Source organism: Aeromonas sp. TW 6 (genome assembly GCF_013168745.1).
Lineage (GTDB): Bacteria > Pseudomonadota > Gammaproteobacteria > Enterobacterales > Aeromonadaceae > Aeromonas > Aeromonas caviae.
In genome coordinates, this window is the sequence record NZ_JABERS010000025.1 from 12,259 (window position 1) to 33,524 (window position 21,266).

A 21,266-nucleotide genomic window follows, 5' to 3' on the forward strand; every position below is an offset into this window, starting at 1 on the left:
CTGCTTAGCCGCCGGTGAGGGTGATGCTGGCTTTACTCTCGTCACCCGAGTCGTCCACGGCCACCGCCTCAATGTCCAGCACCCCTGGGTTCAACGCCTTGGTCATGGCGATGGCGTAGGAGGTGTTGGTGATGAGCTCGCCGTTGATCTTCCAACGGTACGCGACCACACGGCCATCCGGGTCTTCGCAGTTCATGGTGACGCGCCAGCTGGTCGTGGTCGAGGACGGGACCAACTTGCACTCCGCCGGTGTGTTAGGCACAACGGTGAAGTCATGGGTGACGTGGGCACGCTGTCCCAGCTCACTCAAGGCATCGAAGGTGATGGTGTGGTTACCAGCGGTGATGCCGGTAAAGACCTGACGACGCATCGGCATCTCAACTTCGTGACCATCAATGGCCCACTTGATCTCCGTGAGTTCGTCATCAGGGTGGTCCAGCAACACGCCACTGGACATGTTCACACTCATCGGGGACCGCATGAACTTGTTGCTATAGCTAGGCGTCAGCTTGACTTGCATCGGCACCGCCTCATCCACGGCGAACATGTGGTCATGGCTTTCGCTGTTACCACGGTTATCGCTCAGGGTGATCTTGACGGTATGCAGGCCCGGCTCGGCTACGCTACCAACCCAATCGCCCTTCACCGGGTCAAAGGAGACCTCGTTGATGCCAGCATCCGGCTCTACCGTTACCGTGTACTGCACACCTGGATAGGTAGGCAGACGGGTGGTGTTACGCACATGGATCTGAGTGGGGGCCATCCGGAATGCCTGACGCTGACCAGAGGTGAAGCGCGGGAACGCATAGGTCCACGTTTCCACCGCTTTATCGACCTCTTTGAGCGTCAGATCTTTTTGGCCATCTACCCAGACACGGTAAAGGAACGTGAGCTTGTCAGTACCAACCTCTGTCGGGGTATAGGAGACAGTGTTGCCGGTAGCGATGGTGCCATCTGGCATCACCCACTCCTCCACAAACTTCACATCCTTCACCAACAGGTAGTCGTTCTTGTAGTTGCCCTTGAGCGTGAATGGCTTGTTGGTTTCCGCCTTCGACGGACCTTCCACACTGGCACGAATGACTTGCGGGGTGAGGACTCTGGGCATGAACTTAGTGGTGACCCAGCTGCTGGCGTCAGCATCATCGTCAGATGCTGCAAACTCGGCGCGAGCATAGAGGTACTTACTGTCCGCCACCGGGGTCAGCTCGGCTGTGATGTCTCCATCCTCCCAGTTCTTGCCATCGGCCGACCACTGCACGTTCATAGCCTGGTCGAGATCCGCACCACGAGCCCCCTGCAGGGTCAGCTTAACCGGCTGGCCTTTCAAGACGACGCTATCCTGCGAAATCTGGATTTCCGGCTTGTCGTAGGCAACGATCGTGGTGATGTCGGTTGGCTGCTCAACACCGGTGATCCTGTTATGAAGCACTGCCCGCACTTGCCATTTACCCGGCTCTTCGGTCTCAAAGCTGTAAGCTGCTTTGCTCAACGCATTGGGTGCAGGACGCCAGCTGCCGCTGTCACCATCACGGATCTGCCACTCAATGTCACCCAGCGCCTTCTTATCTTGGTCTGTTTCCGTCGATACCCGCACGGTGGCCTTCATCGGTACCTGGTCAACGATACTGAGAACGTCCGGCTTCCCATCAACACCCACCCCCTTAATCAGCATGAGGTGCTGTTTACGGGACTGGATTTTCAGGTTGAAATGCTCAAACGGTGAGATAACGTCACCCACGATCATGTAGGTGATAGAGCGTCCCACGGTCTTGGAGGGGTCAAAGTTGAGTTTGACTTCACCGTTGGCATCAGTGCGGACCTTGTCCGTGAGCTCGATGATCTTCTTGGTAGCTCCCTTACCCTTCTCAAAGGTGGTGAGTTCCTGCACAAGACGCATGTCCCACTGGCCATGCTCCTTCGCGATGTAGTTGATCTGGTCCGTCTTGGAATCGAAGATACCAACCTTGGCCGTCACCTCAGTAGGTGCGTTATCTGCGATTTCATTAGAGAGGCCGGTCAGGTTTATCTTCATGCGCTTGTTCGGCACAACGTAGATTTTGCCTTCCTTGATCACCTTGAACTCATCGGTGCGGGCATATTTGGCCGTAACCGTCATTGGATAGACAGTCCAGATGTCACCCTTCGGCACTTTGATGATCTGGGAGAAGCGTGAGAGACCGTCCGAACGGGCCCGCATCGCTACGGTAGAATCGCTTTCCACCAGACCTGGGATGTTTACCCCGATCTCCACATCACCCGGTGAGGACAAGACCAGCGCTGTACCGGCGACGCCACCATTGATGTCAACCATCAGACCGTCTTCGCCTTGCTTGCGCCGCCCAGTAAAGCTGATCTTCGGCTCGGCCGCTTTTTGGGGCTGCAGATCGGCCGTGCCAGAGCGAACCTTGCGCTTGTACCCCTCTGCACTGATCGCATAGAGGTCATAGCCCACGATCCCGTCCGAATCGTCAATGAATCCTTCGAGCTTGATCTTACCCACCACGCTCACCGCAGGGGTCAGGCCGCTTGGCAGATCCCATTCGGCAAAGCAGGTGATAGAGCCGGTGGTGGAAGCTGAAATCCGCGCCTGTTCTTCGTCGAAGGTCATTGGGCAGTGATAGCCGGAGGTCTCAACCTTAACCGAGGTGCGCTGCACAAATTGCACAGGTTTGGACGGGCTCGCGGTCAACACTAGATCGGTAGCCGCGTACTGCACCATCGTGGTTTTGCTGGTCACCCGACCGGCTTTGTCCTTGGCGGAAATCACCAGCGGGTAAGCGGTTCCAGCCTGCAGCGTCGACAGATCGGTTTTTCCGACCGTAAAGACGCCTTCTGTGTCCGTTGGGGACAACGGCAGGGTCACGTCACCCAGTTTTGCCGTTACCTCTGTGACGCCACCGGCGTAGCCGTTATGCGCTGCGACGGTCAGGTGCTCTGGGAAGAAGAGGACTGTGTTTTCGCCCAGCAACGACAGTTCGGTGTCGTAGACGCCAACCTGTGGACCATAGCGGTCAAGACGCAACGGCAGGGCGGTTTCGGAGGTGCTGGTGTTACCGTAGCCATCGGAGGCTTCCATCGTGGCCAGGAAGTCACCGTCCTTGATGGTGTTCAGGTCAAAGTCGTAACGGAACTGTGCGGGCCCGGTGACTTTGAACGGCCCGACAGGCTTCGCGGAATAGGTTGTGTTGTCGTGCGTGGTGTTGGCAAGGCTCAGCAAGGTCTTGCCCTTGTAGGACAAAATGACCTTGCGCGGAGTTGCCGGGTCTGGGGTCAACACCATACGCAGGTTAGACGGCTGCCACCATGTTTTACCGGCCTCATTGTGAACCGAGTTAACCAACACAGCGATGGTGCTATAGAGCACATCTTGGGTGCCGCTCACTGTTTCAATCGTATCCAGCGGGGACTCCATGTTGCCCTGTTGAATCTTCCCTACCTGGGGCGGTCGGAAGTCCCAAGACAAGGCGACCTGGTTGACCACCGGCACGAAATAGTTGTTGGTGGAGTTGACGTCCACCGCCATCGGCTTCGCGCCCACATCATCAGTTCCACGAACGTGTGTCATGGCGCTGTTGCTGGCCACGCAGTTATCCGCACCCTCCTTGACCAAGCAAGTGGAGAACCCGTCGATATTGACACGCTGATCATACGGACGCTTTTCGAGCGTCACTTTCACAGCGCCTGCGTTCTGGCGCTTGTGGATCAGCGGGTCATTGCCATCCACCCAGCCCGGCTCGTCAAACTGATGCTGGAACTTGGTAATGACCGGCGGAACGGTCGGCTCCACGTTGAAGGGCAGGAAGCCGGAGGTGATCACCTCGGGGGTCTCTGCGCTCCCGTTGCGGTATACGAGCTGGTAGGGGACAGACTTGGCCCCCTTCTGCGCCGTGAACCCCTTGAGCGATGGGTCATCCTTGTCAAAGACCATGCCGACAGGAAGATCGGCGTTGTTGATCTGCAGGTAACACCCTAGCGTCCCAGCTGGTGGGTTAGCCGAGTTGTAGTTGAGCACCCGGCAGCCATCATGAGTCGCGGCGAGCATCACTTTTACTTCCTTGACCCCCTCATAGAACGGGCCAGGCGCACTGACAGATACCTTCGGCTGGTGTGAAGTGATCTCCCCAGTCACAGTCATAGAGGCGGCGAAGGTAGGTTGGGCGACAACAGCCCCCACAATTGCCGCGATTTTTGTTAGCTTATGTTCCATACCTACGTCTCCTAATTCACCGTCAACTGCGGGATGTCAATCATGTAGTTCGCCTTCCCGGTCACACCGGATGTGGCAGGCCAGACCGGCAACTTGGCAGACCCCTGCGGATCAAGCGGGATCACCACGTCTTTGGTTTCACCGGGTTGAACCGGCTGACCGTTGAAAATCACGCCAAATGCGGCATCAGTACGCAGGGTGATGTACCCCGCTTGCGGGCCACGGCTTTGCGACCCGCCATCCGTCAGCGCCCCCTTGAACACGACCATCCCGAGTGGTTGATCGTTGGCGTCCAGCAAGGACTTCGAGACTGCAAGTACGCTGACGGGGTCGGCTATGGCCAAGTTCTGCAGGCTCAGGGAGAAGGTCTGGATGACCGAGGTCTTGTTGCCTTGCGAGTCCACCGCATCGACCTTGAGGGTGTACTCCTGACCGGGTTCAAGGGTCGGGAACATACGCGGCACCTCTGGCTGCCAGCCGTCTGCCAGCTTCGAATACCCGAGGTCCAACGCATCGTTGATGGGGCCTCCCACCAGCGTAATGCGGCTGATCATCGGGCTGCTGTCCACCGTGTCACTGAGCATCACGCGCAGATCTTTCACCGTGTCGATGGCAGAGGGCACAGTGCCGCCGCGGTACTTGACGGACAACGAGGGCGGGGTGCGGTCTGAGGTGAAGGGGAACAGACTGACCGAGGTCTTCGGGCCATGCCGCTCTTGGGCCACGGCGCTGAGGGTGTAATGGCCTTCCGCAAGGGTGGAGAGGTCGTACACGTAGGTGTATTGGGTATCGAGGTTGGCGGTGAGGCCCCCGGTTGGCGTGACCTTCGTCCCGTTGTTCTCAATCCAAGCGTCGTTCAGACGCAGACGGTCGAAGTACGCCCCACGCCCCGGCTGCACGATCTTGAGAGTCAGCTTTTTGGTGACACTGTCAAACTCAGGGGAAATGGTCGGATAGTGCTGATCGTTCCAAGTGATCTCGCCCCACACCGGTGAGCCAATCAGTGTGCCATCAGCGCTATTCACGATGGCTTGATCGTGGAAGTAGCCAGTGGTGCCTTTGTTAATGGTGTAGTTCCAAGCAGCGCCGCACTGAGTCTGCCCCGCCGGGATGGTGCAACCAGCAAGATGGCTTACCTTCTGGTCAAAGGGCCTTGCCCCGACCGTGGCTCGCCACTGGCTGATGGTGACTGGCAACGCTGAGTTCTGTATCTCACGGGCGCGAGAGGCCCAGCCGATGTCGCTGTAGAGGTATTCCATGTTGGGGAGGTCAGGCGCTTTGGGTACGCCCGGCCCGAGCACCAGGTTGTAGCCTACGCCCGCGCCCGCCCAACTACCGAAGTTAATCCAACGAAGGTAGTTTTGGTCGGAGAAGTTGTGTGGTGAGGTCATCACCAGATAGACGTAGGTGGCGTCTTCACCGGCTTTAACGACCCCACCTACCCCGCTGTAGAGGTAGATACCAGACTGGACATAGTCCTTGAAGTTGGTCTTGGGGAGTCTATAGGCGAGCTTGACGGGGTTGGTATAGACCGTCATACCCGCCACATAGGGATCAAACTTGTCGAGGCCCGGCCCGAGCACGTTGCTGGAGTTGGGGTTATAAACCCCGAACACCCCCGGCGCATTGACCACGTTATCCCAACGCGCATTCTGGATTGGTGACTTGTATATGTTGCCCGCGCCATCTGTGGCGATGAATTGCAGACCAAACAGTTCATCCAGGTTCGACGCGGGGAACGAAGAAGCCATCGGATAGGACAGCGATGAGGACGCGGTTTCGTAAGGACGATCCAGATTTTTATAAACGGAGCCGTTTTCGCGGAAGACGAGGAAGCTGCCGCTGACAATGCCGGAAGGATCCGTGAGGTTAGGCAGTACGAAGTTGGGGGTATCTGCCCCACCGGTACCCAGCAACCATGTCGCGCCAGTATTCACCCGCTCCCATCCCGTCGCATTGACCGTCATCGGGTTGGCGGTGGGCGGCGTGGTGTCTACGTTGAAGGTATAGGTGTTAGTCGATACCTGATTGCCGAGGATGTCATACACCGTCGAGCGCAGCTGATAGTTGCCATCCGACGCGGGCTTGGCGACGTTGAACTTGACCCCGTAGAAATCCGTGCCCGAGGCGGTGATCCGGTTGGCGACTGTGATGATACCCGAGGTCTCGGTCTGCACCACGGCAGCGCCCTTGAGCAGTTCCAGCTTCACCTTGCGATCGAGGCCCGCGATGGTCGTGACCACGATATTGCTGTTGGCACTGTACCAGGTAGCGGTGGGCGTCTTGACCTGCAGGGCCCCATTGGTGTCCGTGTAGGACATCTCGAAGATCTGTGCCGACGTTGCCGAGGTCATGCCCAGCAGGGCGAGTGCGATGGCTATTTTATTGAGTTTTAGCACTGTGAAATCTCCTCCCTGAACGCCATCAGTTCACAGTTAACTGAGGTATATCAATCATGTAGCTCGCCTTGCCGGTCACACCGGAGGTAGCTGGCCAGACTGGCAACCGAGCAGACCCATCCACGTCGAGCGGGATCACTACTTCCCTGGTCTCACCGGGTTGCACTGGTTGGCCATTGAAAATGACCGAGAAAGCGGCATCACTTCGCAGGGTGATGTAACCCGCTTGTGGACCCCGGCTCTGGGTGCCGCCATCGGTCAAGGCACCCTTAAACACCACCATCCCGAGTGGTTGATCGTGCGAGTCCAGCAAGGACTTCGCGACCGCCATCACCTTGACCGGGTCGGCAATGGCCAGGTTCTGCAAGCTGAGGGAGAAGGTCTGGCTCACCGTGCGCTTATTGCCCTGAGCATCCACAGCATCAACCTTGAGGGTGTACTCCTGACCGGGTTCCAGCGTGGGGAACATACGCGGCACCTCTGGCTGCCAGCCGTCTGCCAGCTTTGAGTAGCCCAAATCCAGAGCGTCGTTGATGGGGCCACCCACCAGCGTCATGCGGGTGATCACCGGGTTGTTATCGACGGTGTCGCTGATGAGCACGCGCAGGTCTTTCACCGTGTCGATGGCAGTGGGCACCGTGCCGCCGTGGTACTGAACGGACAGCGAGGGCGGGGTGCGGTCAGAGGTGAAGGGGAACAAATCGACCGTGGTCTTCGGGCCCATCCGTTCTTGGGCGACGGCCTTGAGCGTGTAATTGCCTTCCGCGAGGGTGGATAGGTCATACACGTAGGTGTAGTTAGCGTCCAGGTTGGCGGTGAGGCCCCCAGTCGGATTGACGCGCGTCCCGTTGTTCTCAATCCAGGCGTCATTCAACCGCAGGCGATCGAAGTATGCGCCGCGTCCCGGCTGCACAATTTTGAGAGTCAGCTTCTTGGTGACGCTGTCGAACACAGGCGTGATGGACGGATAATGCTGATCGTTCCAAGCAATATCTGCCCACACCGGCGAGCCCATCAATGTGCCATCTGTACTTTTTACTAAGGAGCTGTCGTGGAAGTACCCGGTGGTGCCCAAGTTGATGTTGTAGTTCCACGGGACCACGCACTGGGTTTCCCCAGCCGGAATGGTGCAACCGGCAAGGTGATAAACCTTCTGATCGTAAGGTCTGACCCCTACCGTTGCCCGCCAGCTGCTGATGGTGATGGGGAGTGAGGTGTTCGTAATATCGCGAGCCTTGGAGCCCCAGCCGATGTCGCTGTAGAGGTATTCCATGGTCGGTGCGGTGGGTGATGCTGGAACGCCAGCACCCAGCTTGAGGTTGTAGCCGATAGTGCCGCCACCCCAGCTACCGAAGTTGACCCAGCGCACGTAGTTCCCGTCGGTAAAGCCGTAGGGCAAGGTGACAATCAGATAGACGTCAGTGCCATCTTCCCCTGCTTTGCTGAGCGTACCCGCGCCGTTGGTGAGATAGATACCCGACTGGATATAGTCCTTGTAGTTGGTCTTTGGGACTTTGTACGCGAGCTTGATCGGGTTGGTGTTAACGTTCATCCCGGCCACATACGGGTCAAACTTATCCAAGCCCGGTCCGAGCACGTTGCTGGAGTTGGGGTTGTAGACACCAAAGGGCTCCGATGGGGCGTTTACCGTGTTGTCCCAACGTGCTTTCTGAATGGGCGAGCGATAGATGTTCCCTGCACCGTCCGTAGCCACGAATTGCACGCCAAACTGTTCGTCCAGGTTCGAGGTGGGGAACGACGATTCCAACGGATAGGAAAGCGAGGACGAGGCCGATTCATAAGTGCGAGCCAGATTCTTATAAACGGTGCCGTTTTCCCGATAGACGAGGAAGCTCCCGCTGGCTATGCCGGAGGGATCCGTGAGGTTGGGCAGTACGATGTTGGGGGTATCTGACCCACCGGTTCCCAACAGCCACTCCGTGCCTGAGTTCACCTGCCCGTAGCCCGACGCATTGACGGTCATCGCGTTGGCGGTGGGCGGGGTGGTGTCGACGTTGAAGGTGTAGGAGTTGGTCGATACCTGCACGCCGGTGATGTCGTAGACGGTTGAGCGCAGCACATAGTTGCCATCGCTCGCCGGTTTGTTGACCGTGAACTTCACTCCGTAGAAATCTGTGCCCGACGCGGTGATCCGGTTGGCCACGGTGATGATGCCCGAGGTCTCGGTCTGCACCACGGCAGCCCCTTTGAGTAGTTCCAGCTTCACCTTGCGATCGAGGCCCGCGATCGTGGTGACCACGATATTGCTGTTGGCACTGTACCAGGTAGCGGTCGGCGTCTTGACCTGCAGGGCCCCGTTGCTGTCCGTGTAGGACATCTCGAAGATCTGTGCCGAAGCTGCCGAGGTCATACCCAGCAGGGTGAGTGCAATGGCAATTTTATTGAGCTTTAGCATTGTGAAATTCACTCCCTGAAGGCCCTCAGTTCACGGTTAACTGGGGAATGTCGATCATGAAGTTGGCCTTACCGGTCACACCGGATGTGACTGGCCATACCGGCAACTTCGCAGACCCCTGCACATCAAGAGGGATCACGACGTCCTTGGTCTCGCCGGGTTGCACTGGCTGTCCGTTGAACATCACCCCGAACGCGGCATCGCTTCGCAGGGTGATATACCCCGCTTGCGGCCCCCGGCTTTGGGTGCCGCCATCGGTCATGGCACCCTTGAATACCACCATCCCCAGCGGTTGATCGTGCCTGTCCGAGAACGACTTCGAGACCGCAAACACACTGACGGGGTTGGCCACGGCCAAGTTCTGCTGTGCCAGCGAGAAGGTCTTGCTCAGCGAACGCTTGTTGCCCTGAGCATCCATCGCATCCACCTTGAGGGTGTATTCTTCACCGGGTTCGAGCGTTGGGAACATGCGCGGCACTTCTGGCTGCCAACCGTCTTCGAGCTTGGAGTAGCCCAAGTCGAGCGCATCGTTGATGGGGCCACCCACCAGCGTCATGCGGATGATTTGCGGATTGGGGTCGACCGTGTCCGAGATCTGAACCCGAAGATCCTTGATGGTTTCGACGCCAGTAGGAACAGCGCCGCCTTTGTAAGTCATTGCGAGAGTGGGAGCTGTACGGTCGGAGACAAAATGGAAGAGGTCCAATTTGGTGGTCGGGCCAAATGTCTCCTTCGCTACCACGGCGAGGTCATAGGTCGTCTCTGGCAGGGTGGCCAGGTCATATTGATAGGTGAAATCGCCGCCGCTTTGCGCAATTTTGCCGCCAGTTGGAGTCACCTTCACACCATTGCTCTCCAGGGTGAGCGAGCTCAGCGTGATCCGACCATTGTACCCAGGCACTTTGACGAGCAATTTGAGGATCTTGGTACTGTCGTCGTACTCCGGTGTGATTTGCGGGTAGTAATAATCGTTCCAGTACGTGTCAGCCCAGCCGGGATTCGACCATAGGGTTCCGCCGGGGTTTTTCAGGCTTGCCTGATCATGCAGGCCGCCCGCCGTTCCCTTATTCATCGGTATGTTAGCGGTGATGGTGCAGGTGGTGTCTCCTGCCGGAATGACGCAGGTTGCACTACGATGGGTAAACGTCTGGTCGTAGGTACGGGCCTGTGCGGTAACCCGGTAACCGGTGATGGTAACCGGCAGCAGGTCGTTCGGAATGTTACGTGCCCAACTGGACCAGCCTATGTCGCTGAACTCGTACTGCACGGAGGACATTGAGGGGGTGACTGGGGCAGAGGCATCCTGAACAAGGTTGTAAACGAAATAGCCATAACCCCACTGCCCAAACGTGGTCCAGCGTATGGTGTTGATGTCCTTGAGGCCAAAGGGCGCGGTCATGGTGATGTAGACGTAGTTCGCGTCCTCGCCCACTTTGATGTTCTCACCGCCTCCATTGAGGAGTCGGGTGCCCCACTCGTAGTACCCACCGTAATCGCTAACCGGGATCCGGTAGGCCAGTCGGATAGGGTTGGTCTTAACCGTCATGCCAGACACATACGGAACGAATCCAGTAAGCCCCGGACCAAGCACGTTGCTAGAGGCAGGGTCGTAGACACCGAACGGCTGGGACGGGGTACCCAGCATGTTGTCATAGCGCACGCCCTGACGCGGACTGATAAAGACGTTGCCCGCATTGTCGGTAACGTTGAAGCCGATCTGGAAAACTTCCTGCAAATTCGTGGAGGGAAAGCTGTCCTCCATGGCGTAGGTGAACGAGTTGGTGGCGGGGGTAAACGGTACATCCACGCTCTTGTAGATCGTCCCATCCTGGCGATAAACGATGTATTTGCCGCTGGCGATGCCACTGCTATCAAGCACTGAGTTGAGGAAGAAGTATTCGTAGCCCGAGTTGCCCAGGCCCAGTTTCCACTCAGCACCGGTCGTAACCTGGCTATAGCCGCTGTTTTGGGCATAGATCGGGGCGGCCGTTGGGGCAGCTGTATCCACGTTGAAGGTGTAACTGTTGTTCGATACGGGGTTGCCGTTGATGTCGAGCACAGTCGTACGCAGGGTGTAGTTGCCGTCTGCGGGCGGGGTGAGATTGAACTTCACTCCGTAGAACTCACTGGCATCAGAAGCCACGATCCGGTTGGCCAGCGTGATCAGGGGCGAGGTCTGGGTCTCAACAACATTCGTCCCCTTGATGATCTCCAGTTTGACCTTACGATCCAGCCCGCTGATGGTGGTCACCACCAGTTGTGATGCCGGGTTGTACCAGGTGGCGGTGGGTTTCCTAACCTTCATCGCCCCCAGAGTGTCCACGAAGGACATCTCATAGACCTGTGCCGAAGCTACCGAGGTCATACCCAACAGGGTGAGCGCTAGGGCTATCTTATTGAGTCTTCTCATCGGGCTTGCCCACTCCATGCTCATTAACTCAGTTCACCGTCAGCTGCGGGATGTCTATCAGGTAATTGGCCCTGCCAGTCACACCGGGATCGGCAGGCCAAACCGGAATGGCTGCATTGCCGCTGACATCGAGCGGGATCACGACTTCCTTGGTTTCACCGGGGGCGACGCGGTCACCGTTGAACATCACGGAAAATTGCGAGTCGCGGCGCAGGGTAAAGAATGCCGCCTGAATACCCCGGCTTTGGGTGCCGCCATCAGTCAGAGCGCCTTTGAAGGTGACCTGAGCTAGGGGGCGATTGTGCGAATCGAGCAGTGACTTGGCGACCGCCAGCACATTCTGTGACGGGGCCACCACCACGTTTTGCGGACTCAGGCTGAAGGTCTTGCTGAGGGTGGTCTTGTTGCCCTGATCGTCTTTGGCCTGCACCTTGAGCGTGTAGTCCTGCCCTGCCTCAATCGTCGGGAACATGCGGGGCACTTCCGGCTGATAGCCGTCAGCGACCTTCGAGTAACCCAGTTCGAGGTTGTCGTTGATGGGGCCCCCGGTCAGGCTCATGGAGGTGATCACCGGGTCGTGGTCATGGTTGTCCGTGACGGACACGCGCAGGGTTTTCAGGGTTTCTACCTGGCTCATCGACCCGGCCGTGTTGGTGATTGTGATCACCGGCGGGGTTGGATCGAGCACCAGATTGGAGATGGTCATTGAGGTTGCATTACCATCAATGTCCGTGGCAGTCCCGGTGATGGAGTAGTCACCATCGGGCAGGCTTGCCGCGTTGAACTCGGCGTACTTGTTCTTGTAGGTGTCGTCTCGGCTCAGGATCATCGGGACGGTGATCACCTGATTCTGGCTGTTGGTCGCTTTGACGACGAAACTCCGGGTATCCCACATCCCGATCTGGGAGTTATCCAACCGGTCATTGTCGGTTACCCGCATGATGAATTTACGGGTATCGGGCTGGTAGCTGAACTCGTCCATCACAGGCGGGTTGAAGTCCCACCAGGTATAGAGGTAGCCGCCAAAGGCGTTGAGCACCGTGTTGTCTGCATTTTTGACGTACATGCCTGGAGTGGCGTATCCCCTGCCTACCGAGTTGCTGATGTTGGTGTTGAGGGTGCAATCGGTGCTGCCCACCGGAATCTGGCATGTGATGCTGTTATACGACGCAGTCTGCGGATAGGGTCTGGCTTCCACAAACACTTGAATGCGATCAATGGTGTAGGGCTTGTTGAAGCGCACCTGGTTTGACGCAACCATGGGCTGCCCAGTGACGCCATAGGAAAAACTCTTCACTTTGGGTGCTGGCCCGGCACTGCCCTGCAGCTTCACGACATCAAGCGCGGGGGCGTTGAAGTCGGTATACAGCCCGGATAGCGTGGTGAGTCGCCAGTATTTGGAGTTGTTCTGCGGGACCACGGCGGTGTATTCCATATACCCCGTGGTTGCATCGGTGTAATGGGTGTTTTGGACGTAGCCGTAGTTCGTCCCGTTGTAGGCCACAAGACCGGTTTTGGGGATGTTGTAGCGGAATTTAACTGGGTTTTCGTAGCTCACCGAGTTGGCCAGTGGCATCCAAATGCCGTCGACCGAGTTCCAGACCTCTATCGAGTAGGGAGGTTTAACGGAGTCGATGTAGCTCAGATTCTCGAACTTGCTAAAGTTGCCTGCATAGTCCTTGAGGGAGAGGCCAATGGTGTAGCGACCCTGCACCGGGGCTACGTTAGTGGCTGCCGCAAAGCTCGTTTTCACGTTCCAGACAACCGGCGATGTCGCACTGAATGTCGTCGCCTTCTCACGCCGGGTACCACCGGCATCGATGGTGTAGTAGGTCGCAGATTCAATCCCGCTGGCATCGGTGAGCCCACCGAGGGTGATGGAGTTACCCGCCGAGTCAGCCCCGAACACATTCATCGATCCACCGGTACCGCTGGAGTTGCTGAACACAAAGCTGTTGGTAGTTGTGGGCCCGCTGGTATCAACGTTGAAGGTGTAATCGGTCGAGGTGACCACCACCCCTTTTATGTCGAGCACGGTGGAGCGCAGGATGTAGTTGCCCTCAGCAGGAGTGCTCAGCGAGAACTTGATCCCATAGAACTCCTTGCCGTCGCTGGCCACAATCCGGTTGGCCAGGGTAATGAGCGCTGAGGTTTGGGTCTCAACGACCGTCGTGCCCTTGAGCAATTCCAGCTTGATCTTGCGGTCCAGCCCAGAGATTGCGGTCACCGAGACGGAACCCGTTGGGTTGTACCAGGTGAGTGATGGGCTCTTCACGACGGTCGCGTTGTTGCTGTCCACGAAGGACATCTCATAGACCTGTGCCGAGGCCACCGAGGTCATCCCCAGCAGGGCGAGTGCTATGGCTATTTTATTGAGTTTTAGCATTGTGAAATCTCCGCCCTGAGCCATCAGTTCACGGTTAACTGGGGGATGTCGATCATGAAATTCGCCTTCCCAGTCACGCCTGATGTGGCTGGCCAAACCGGCAACTTGGCGGACCCCTGCACATCGAGCGGGATCACGACATCTTTGGTTTCACCGGGCTGAACCTGCTGACCGTTGAAGATCACCGAGAACGCAGCGTCACTACGCAGGGTGATATAACCGGCTTGGGGCCCACGGCTTTGGGTGCCGCCATCCGTGAGCGCCCCCTTGAACACCACCGTTCCCAGCGGTTGGTCGTGAGAGTCCAGCAAGGACTTCGCCACCGCCATCACACTGACGGGGTCGGCCATGACCAGGTTCTTCTGGGCCAGTGAGAAGGTCTTACTAAAAGTGGACTTGTTACCCTGGCTGTCTCGGGCCTCCACCTTGAAGGTGTATTCCTGGCCCGCTTCCAGGGTGGGGAACATGCGCGGTACTTCTGGTTGGTAGCCATCGGAGAGCTTCGAGAAGCCCAGCTGCAGGTTGTCATTGATGGGGCCGCCGGTCAGGCTCATGGAGGTAATGACCGGGTCGTTATCGACAGTGTCAGTGACGGAAACGCGGAAATCCTTGATGGTTTCCACGTTGGTCATCGACCCGCTCTTATTGGTCACGTTGATAGTCGGGCCGGTCGAGTCAACCACTACCCCGGTGAGCGTGCTTGTAGCGGCGTTGCCGTCGGTATCAGTTGCGGTCGCAGTGAAGGTGTAAACGCCTTCGGCCAGCGTGGCAGTGTTGAACTCTGCGTACTTGTTCTTAAAGCTCTCGTCCTTGTAGGAGATCAGCGGCACGGTGAACACTTGGTTCGCGCTATTGGTTGCCTTGACCTTGAAATCGCGGGTATCCCAGACACTCAACTGCCAGTTATCGGTCCGGTCGTTGTCCGTGACGTACAAGAGCAACTTGCGGGCATCGGAGACGTAGTTGAAGTCATCAATGACCGGCGGGTTGAAATCCCAGTAGGTATAGAAGTAGCCAACGTTAACGCTCTGCGAGGTATTGACCGTGTTGGTGATGTTGATGGTGTAAGGGATGTACCCTCTGCCGTTGGTGTAGTTCACCAGCGGGTCCATCGTGCAGCTGGTGCCGTCGATCGGCACGATACAGTTGACGTTGTTGACCGTGATTTTTTGCGGATAGGATCGGGCGGCCACGTTAATCGTCACGCGGTCGACGGTCGCTGGCACGCTAAAGCGGACCGAGCCTGAGTTGACCATGGCCTTGCCCACCACACCGTACTGCATGTTGGTGTAGGCCGGTCCGGGGGCAGCACTGCCAAGCAGCGTGACGTTATTCACGACCGACGTTTGGACGTCGCGATACAGGCCCGCCTTGGTGGTAAAGCGCCAGTAGCCATAGGACGAGGGCGCTGACGCAGAGTATTGGTAGTAGGCATAGGAGGCATCGGTGCTGTGCGGCGACTGCACGAAGCCATAATTGGTGGCGTTAAAATTGACGTGGTCGGTCTTGGGGATCTTGACCCGTACCTTGACCGGGTTCTCATAGCTCACTGCACCGGCCAGGGGTTGCCACAACCCGGTGGAGGAGTTCCAGATCTCGGATACCAGCGGCGGCAGGATCGGGTCGATGTAGCTCTGGTTCTCGATTTTCCCGATGTTCCCGGCCTGATCGGTGATAGCAAGCCCAATGGTATAAAGCCCCTGCGTGGGGGCGACGTTACTGGCAGCGGCGAAGGTTGTTTTCGCGTTCCAGTTTGCTGGCGTCGTGGAGGTTAAGGTGGTCGCCTTCTCGCGCTTAGTCCCGGCAGAGTCAATGGTGTAATAGGTCGCGGAGGCTACGCCACTGCCATCATCCACAATGCCATTGAGGTTGATGGAGTTGCCACCCGAATCCGGTCCAAATACCGCTACCGAACCACCTGTACCCCCGCCTATCGTGAAGGAATAGCCTTGTGTCGCGGTCGGGCCGACAGTATCAACGTTGAAGGTGTAGTTGGTGGTGGTCACGACCGCGTTATTGATGTCCAGCACGGTGGAGCGCAGCACGTAGTAACCATCAGCCGGACGGGTCAGGGTGAACTTAGAGCCGTAGAAGTCTTTGCCATCTGCCGCCGTGATGCGGTTGGCAACGGTGATGAGCGGTGAGGTCTGCGACTGAACGACCGTGTTCCCCTTCACCAGTTCGAGCTTCACTTTGCGGTCGAGCCCGGAGATCGCAGTGACCACGACATCGCTGTTGGCACTGTACCAGGTTGCGCTGGGCCCTTTGACCTGCAACGCCCCGTTGGTGTCCGTGTAGGACATCTCGTAGACCTGGGCATGGACAAACGCCGCTGGCCCTAGCAGGGCCATCAGTAATGCAATTTTGCTCAGCTGGAAGTTAGCGCGTGGACCCTTTCTCATTCTTATGAGCTCCTTTCACCAACCATCCCCGCCCCCTGCTGTTTGAAGGTGCAAGATGGCCTTTCTCCTCTCCGTTCCTGTCATTTCCATGGTGGTTACAACGACGAATCTAACGAAGAGGTACCTTCCCTTTAAATATAAACGCACAAGAAAGATCTTTAGGGCCTTTGTTGTGCGTTTCTACAATACCTGATCGCGTAAAAGTTCACCAGCATTTAACACGGTGTATAACAACAATTTTGGGGGGAATTTGCTGATTTTGTGCTGTAACCGGGGGTTGTTAACCCCAGGTGTAGCCAAAGAGATAGGCGGTTATCAGGCTAAAGATGCAGAACAAGACGATTTCGTGCAGGCCGCCCAGCGACCACGTTCCTGGCACGATGGTCTGTCGCTGCTTCATCGGCCACAGGAGCTGCACCCCATTTCCACCGACCAACATATCTCCTGCAAGATGGCTGGCATGGCCGATGGACAAGAGTTTCCATGTTTCCGCAGGCAGGAAATCAGCGAACCCATTAAGGAGCCAGAATACGCCCGTCAGCAGCGCCCAAAATGCTGCGCTATGGAGAAATCCACGGTGTCCCAAAAATTGATAGAGCAGCACCGAGAGTGGGTAGACTCGCCGCCCTAGCTTGCTGCGCGGATGATCAAGATCCGGCACGAGACCACCCAATCCGGCGATCGGCACCCCGACCCACATTGGGATGTCAATCGCCCCGGCATGGATGGCGATGGCGGCGCAACACGCCGCGAACGCTTGGTGTGTTAGACCCTTCATCGGGATCGCCTTGAAGGGCCCTTAGTGGGCCACCTCTCCGGCAATCATGCGCTCGATCTCCGCATTGGCTTGCTGCGGGGTTTGGCCGACGGGTTGCAAGGCACTGACCGGTTTACCGACCGTCAGCTCAGTAGGAGCAGCTGCGGGACTTGCGACCGTGGTTCCCTGTGCAGCCGCGCGGGCCTCACGTTCATTAATGCGCTTCTCAAGAGCTTCAAATGCGCCGTCGAACTCGCCCTTCATCGCGTCCTTGTTCTTCTTGAGGATACGGTTGAACTCATCAAACGGGATCTTGGCCAAGACGAAGGCGTGGAACTGGCCATCGTAGGGCTTCACCTCGGTTTTCACGATGTCATAGCCGCTCACCGGCACACGGGCCACCAGCGCGTCGATCAGCAGCTCGGTGCGCTCAGCCACATCGCCCTCTTCGCCCACGTCGTGAGACATGGAGCGCTCCTGCCCGCTCATCTCCATCTTGAAGACCTTGGCTGCCTCGTAGGTCGCCAGCAATTTGGCCTTGCGCACGGTATGGCTGAGATCTTTGGTGTGGGCCGTACCCACGCCGTAGACGCCGGTCGCATCCATCTTTGGCGGTTCCAAGTACCAGCTCGGTACGACTTCATCCAACTGGTCTTGCAGCTGCTCGGTCAGCTTGGCTCGCGCCTCCTTGGCAGCATCCTGACGCATTGCTTCCACGGCAAGCTGATCCTTTGCCAGGTTTTCTGCGTCACTCGCGCATCCGGTTAGCAGGATAGCTGCAACAACTGAACAGATTAATGTCGCTTTCATATATGCCTCCGATTGGTTGTTATAGCCATCCTAAAGCGTTTTTGTTTAGCTGTAAAGATCGGGGTCAATAGGATTGTATTTATATTTTTTCCCATCAGCCCACAGGCCGTTGCGCCAAAGAGTGTGAACTACCCCGCCCTTCATTCCAGCGTTCTGTTTGGCCTTGTTGTAGAAAATCCAATACCCCACGGCCATCCCGATACCAATTGCGTTGAAGCCCAAAATTGACATACCCACCCACAGTACGATGGAGCCCATCAATTTTGGTGCCTCAACCCCCATTATCATGGTTGCCTCATTCTGACGGAACGGCACCCTGTATTGACCATCACTCATATACGCACCCCTTAAAAAAAAACCCGGCATTTAGATGCCGGGCTTTACATGTATCTTCTTGAATTAGAAGGACATGGTCAGGAAGTTTTCAATGATGTCGGAAGCGTTAGCCATCATCAAACAGAAAATGATGGAGCCAATTGCGTTCGTATAGTTCGGCTTGACGATACCGAACCACACGGCACTCAGGAAGCTCATCAAGGCGATGATCTTACCGGGTGCGCCCTTTGCCCAGCCCTGCAGCTCGGTCCAGACGTCATCTACCGCGGTTTGGTCGGTACCGGCATGTGCCAGAGAAAACAGCACAGCCATTGCCACCAGGAAGACAACAAAATACTTGAGACTCATACCTTTGTTTTGCTGGGGCAGAGCCGGTAACACGATAGATTTACTCATTATCACACTCTCCATGATAGAAACGCACATTTCACGCTATTAAGGTTATTATTGTGCGTTTTCGTCGTCAACTACTTTACGGATCATTTTTAAGCAATTTTTTTTGCCGAACTGTTAAACCATCTTGTGATAGCTGGCAATCATGCGGTTCAACATCACGCCACAGAGAAAAAGTCCGCCAGGGACAAGGTATTTGGCGAGTGTCGCCGCCCCCGCCGTTGGGATCAGCAGATACAGGACAAACAGGAAAAAGGTGATCCTCGTCGCGCTCCGGTAGAGCTTGAAGCGCTCAATCTTGGCCCCCGATGACTGCGCCAGTGACAGCCTCCAGTGTTGCACCCCGCTATAGATGCAGGCCGCAAAGAACGGCACGAAGTAGAGGATCCAGTACACTGCTACCCCAAAGCGCCAGCCTATCTGGAACACCAGCAACGGGACGTTATCGACAATGCGATCCGAGACGATCAGGAACTGAGCCCAGAACTCCTCGAATTTGTCGTCGGGGGTCCGGGTGTTTTTCAGGCTGACGTTGATGAACTGGTAGACGCCGAGATCGGTCATCACCACGTTGTAGAATTGCTTGGCGACCCCTTGAGCCGCCGAGTAGCCGTTGATGGTCATGACTTGCTTGTTGGCCAGCACTTCCGCTTCCACGGATCGCTGATAGGTGGGCAGGTCCTGCAGAAAAGGCAGCAGGCACAACACGCCAAAGGTCAGCAGGCGAAGGAAGTCCTTAAGCGTGTCCTTGGGGCCGTTGTCGTTACGCTCGTCGTCGATTATCACGTTACGCTCCCTCCCTGACCACGACCGGGATCTTCAACAGCATCTTGCGCCCGTCAGCAAATCGGGCGACACACTGCAGTTTGGGTAAGTCACCGAGCAGGTTTGGTGGGAAACCATCCCGCTCCACCGTGCTCAGGCTCTCCGAGTAGCCGCCTGCAAACTTGTCCATGTTGTCGACGGTTTCGGTGCGCTGGGAGTGAGAGATAGAGCGCTGCTCCACATCCACCTTGGAGAAGTTTGCTGCCATCTTGGTTTGAGTGGTCGGGTCCGAGATGCGCGTGGTGATCCAGTTGTTGCACAGACCAATCACCCGGTCAGACACCGCCTCAGAGGCTTTGGCCACCAGATCGGGAATGGTCTGGGTCACGATGGTCATTTCCAGCTTGGCCGCCCGGCCCTGAGCCAGCAGTGACAGCAGCTGCTCGCACAGCGCTGCGTGGGCCTCATCGAAAAACAGAGACACCCTTCGCATGTCCTTGAGCGATGTGCTGTTATCCCCTTCGCTGTTGTAGCGCGAACCGGCGATACCCGCCGCATCGGCCACCAGCAGCTGCACCAGCTTTTGCGCGGTCTGGTGGTCTGAGAGCGAGTCAATCGCGATGTGCAAGACACCGCCGGTATCGAAGAGCGACTTGAGGTCGATGATCTTGCGGTTATTGTCCGCGTCGTACTCCGGGGACAGGAGCTCATCGAGCGGTGCGGCCGTCAGGTTGGACAAGAGCGGCAACAGGCTCGTTACCATTTTTTGAAAGTGGTCGAATGGGTGCCTAAACGCCGCACAGGCTTCGTCACAGGCGATTTCCGGGTGGTGGCGCATCATCAGTTCTTCGTAATAACGCACCATGCCGGTCAGCTTGTCGCCCTCCCCCAAACTCATTACCTCTTCCCCAATCTCATCCCACCAGCCCGCACCAAAGTGCAGGGTCAGGTAGCGGGTCAGTACCTTTTCGAACAGCACCGTCCGTTGGGTGATGAGGTAGTTCTTGAGGCGAACCAGCGTTGGACGCTCGCCTATATAGCGACAAAAGATGGTGGTGCGATAGAGCGCGTACCAGCTGAAGTCGCGAAACGGGTCAGGCTTGGACGGGTCAGACTGGATACCGGCTATCCGTGAGGCGATTTCAGTGTCTCGGGTGTAGTTTCGCAGCGGGTCAATGGCCACAGAGGACGAGGCATAGGACGGATGGAATGAGTAGAAGGGGATCCCGAGCGCATCACACTCCGCCTTCATGGCATCGCGCCAGTCCTGGTCGTTCTTCGGGTCCACCGCGAGCACGACGTTGCCATGGTGGATGGCCCCGCAGGACAACAGCCTTAATAAGGTGGTCTTGCCGGTACCGACGTTGCCGGTGATCAACGTGTGCCCATACCAGTTATCGGCCCGCACCCGCTGCAGGGCATTTTCCCCGAGGTTATAGATCCAGGCCGACCCACCCATGCTGCGTGTCGCCTCCATATGTTGCTGGACATACCAGCGCACCGGGAAGGGCATCACTATCTGCGATCGCTTGGTATCCATGTTCATCAGCTGGTAGGCCATGTTGGTATGCTCAGGCCCCCACTCAAAGCCATAGCCAAGCAAGGTCTCCTCGTGATCGTGCTTCTTGATGAGGCTGTTACCCCGCTTCTTGCCGACCAGGTTGTGAATACGCAACTCGGATGGGGTGATGAAAATCATCCCGGTGACGAACATGCGAGCTTGCGCCTTCAGGATGGGCCATGCCTCCCTGAAATTGTTGAGGGCAGCAACCAGACAGAAGACGATCACCCCGAGGTAGACCCAGCGGGCCTCTTGCGCGAGCTCAAACCATGACTGGGACAGGATCCCTATCATCACCACCACAGCGGTGAGCCAACCAAGCGCGGCATTCCACTCAAAACAGGTACGATAAATAAGTGTCCGCGAATGGGCCTTTCCTATCGTGCTCATGCCCTTCTCCATATATGCTTACGTTTAACCT

12 protein-coding genes are annotated in these 21,266 nt (G+C 57.0%); all 12 read right to left on the bottom strand.

Annotated elements, in window-relative coordinates:
- Window positions 1-4 precede the first annotated feature (4 nt).
- The 12 genes from HKD46_RS13315 to traD all read right to left on the bottom strand — a co-directional run bounded on the left by HKD46_RS13315 (window position 5) and on the right by traD (window position 21,235).
- Window positions 5-4,210 (bottom strand): hypothetical protein, encoded by a 4,206-nt coding sequence (locus tag HKD46_RS13315; protein ID WP_114522847.1) that lies wholly within the window; start codon window positions 4,208-4,210, stop codon window positions 5-7.
- An 11-nt stretch (window positions 4,211-4,221) separates the two neighbouring features.
- Window positions 4,222-6,609, bottom strand: coding sequence for an Ig-like domain-containing protein (locus HKD46_RS13320; protein WP_171865529.1), 2,388 nt, complete (start codon window positions 6,607-6,609; stop codon window positions 4,222-4,224).
- Between the two features lie 25 nt (window positions 6,610-6,634).
- Window positions 6,635-9,025, bottom strand: a complete 2,391-nt coding sequence (locus HKD46_RS13325) for an Ig-like domain-containing protein (RefSeq protein ID WP_171865530.1) — start codon at window positions 9,023-9,025, stop codon at window positions 6,635-6,637.
- A gap of 25 nt (window positions 9,026-9,050) precedes the next feature.
- Window positions 9,051-11,435: an Ig-like domain-containing protein gene (locus HKD46_RS13330; RefSeq protein WP_171865531.1), complete on the bottom strand. Its 2,385-nt coding sequence runs from the start codon at window positions 11,433-11,435 to the stop codon at window positions 9,051-9,053.
- Window positions 11,436-11,463: 28 nt separating this feature from the next.
- On the bottom strand, window positions 11,464-13,821 hold the full coding sequence (locus HKD46_RS13335) for an Ig-like domain-containing protein (RefSeq protein ID WP_171865532.1): 2,358 nt from the start codon (window positions 13,819-13,821) through the stop codon (window positions 11,464-11,466).
- 23 nt (window positions 13,822-13,844) lie between these two features.
- Window positions 13,845-16,223, bottom strand: coding sequence for an Ig-like domain-containing protein (locus tag HKD46_RS13340; protein WP_171865533.1), 2,379 nt, complete (start codon window positions 16,221-16,223; stop codon window positions 13,845-13,847).
- Window positions 16,224-16,503: 280 nt separating this feature from the next.
- Window positions 16,504-17,001 (bottom strand): metal-dependent hydrolase, encoded by a 498-nt coding sequence (locus HKD46_RS13345; RefSeq protein ID WP_114522843.1) that lies wholly within the window; start codon window positions 16,999-17,001, stop codon window positions 16,504-16,506.
- A gap of 21 nt (window positions 17,002-17,022) precedes the next feature.
- The gene (locus HKD46_RS13350) at window positions 17,023-17,790 is read right to left on the bottom strand and encodes a hypothetical protein (protein ID WP_171865534.1); all 768 of its coding nucleotides are present in this window, start codon (window positions 17,788-17,790) and stop codon (window positions 17,023-17,025) included.
- Between the two features lie 45 nt (window positions 17,791-17,835).
- Complete coding sequence (locus HKD46_RS13355; RefSeq protein WP_171865535.1) at window positions 17,836-18,126, bottom strand: hypothetical protein; 291 nt, start codon at window positions 18,124-18,126, stop codon at window positions 17,836-17,838.
- A gap of 63 nt (window positions 18,127-18,189) precedes the next feature.
- Window positions 18,190-18,522 (bottom strand): TraA family conjugative transfer protein, encoded by a 333-nt coding sequence (traA, locus tag HKD46_RS13360; protein ID WP_171865536.1) that lies wholly within the window; start codon window positions 18,520-18,522, stop codon window positions 18,190-18,192.
- A 114-nt stretch (window positions 18,523-18,636) separates the two neighbouring features.
- Window positions 18,637-19,305 carry a DUF4400 domain-containing protein gene (locus tag HKD46_RS13365; protein ID WP_114522839.1) on the bottom strand — a complete coding sequence of 223 codons (669 nt, stop codon included), beginning with the start codon at window positions 19,303-19,305 and terminating at the stop codon, window positions 18,637-18,639.
- A 1-nt stretch (window position 19,306) separates the two neighbouring features.
- Complete coding sequence (gene traD / locus HKD46_RS13370) at window positions 19,307-21,235, bottom strand: conjugative transfer system coupling protein TraD (RefSeq protein WP_161507976.1); 1,929 nt, start codon at window positions 21,233-21,235, stop codon at window positions 19,307-19,309.
- Window positions 21,236-21,266: the final 31 nt, after the last annotated feature.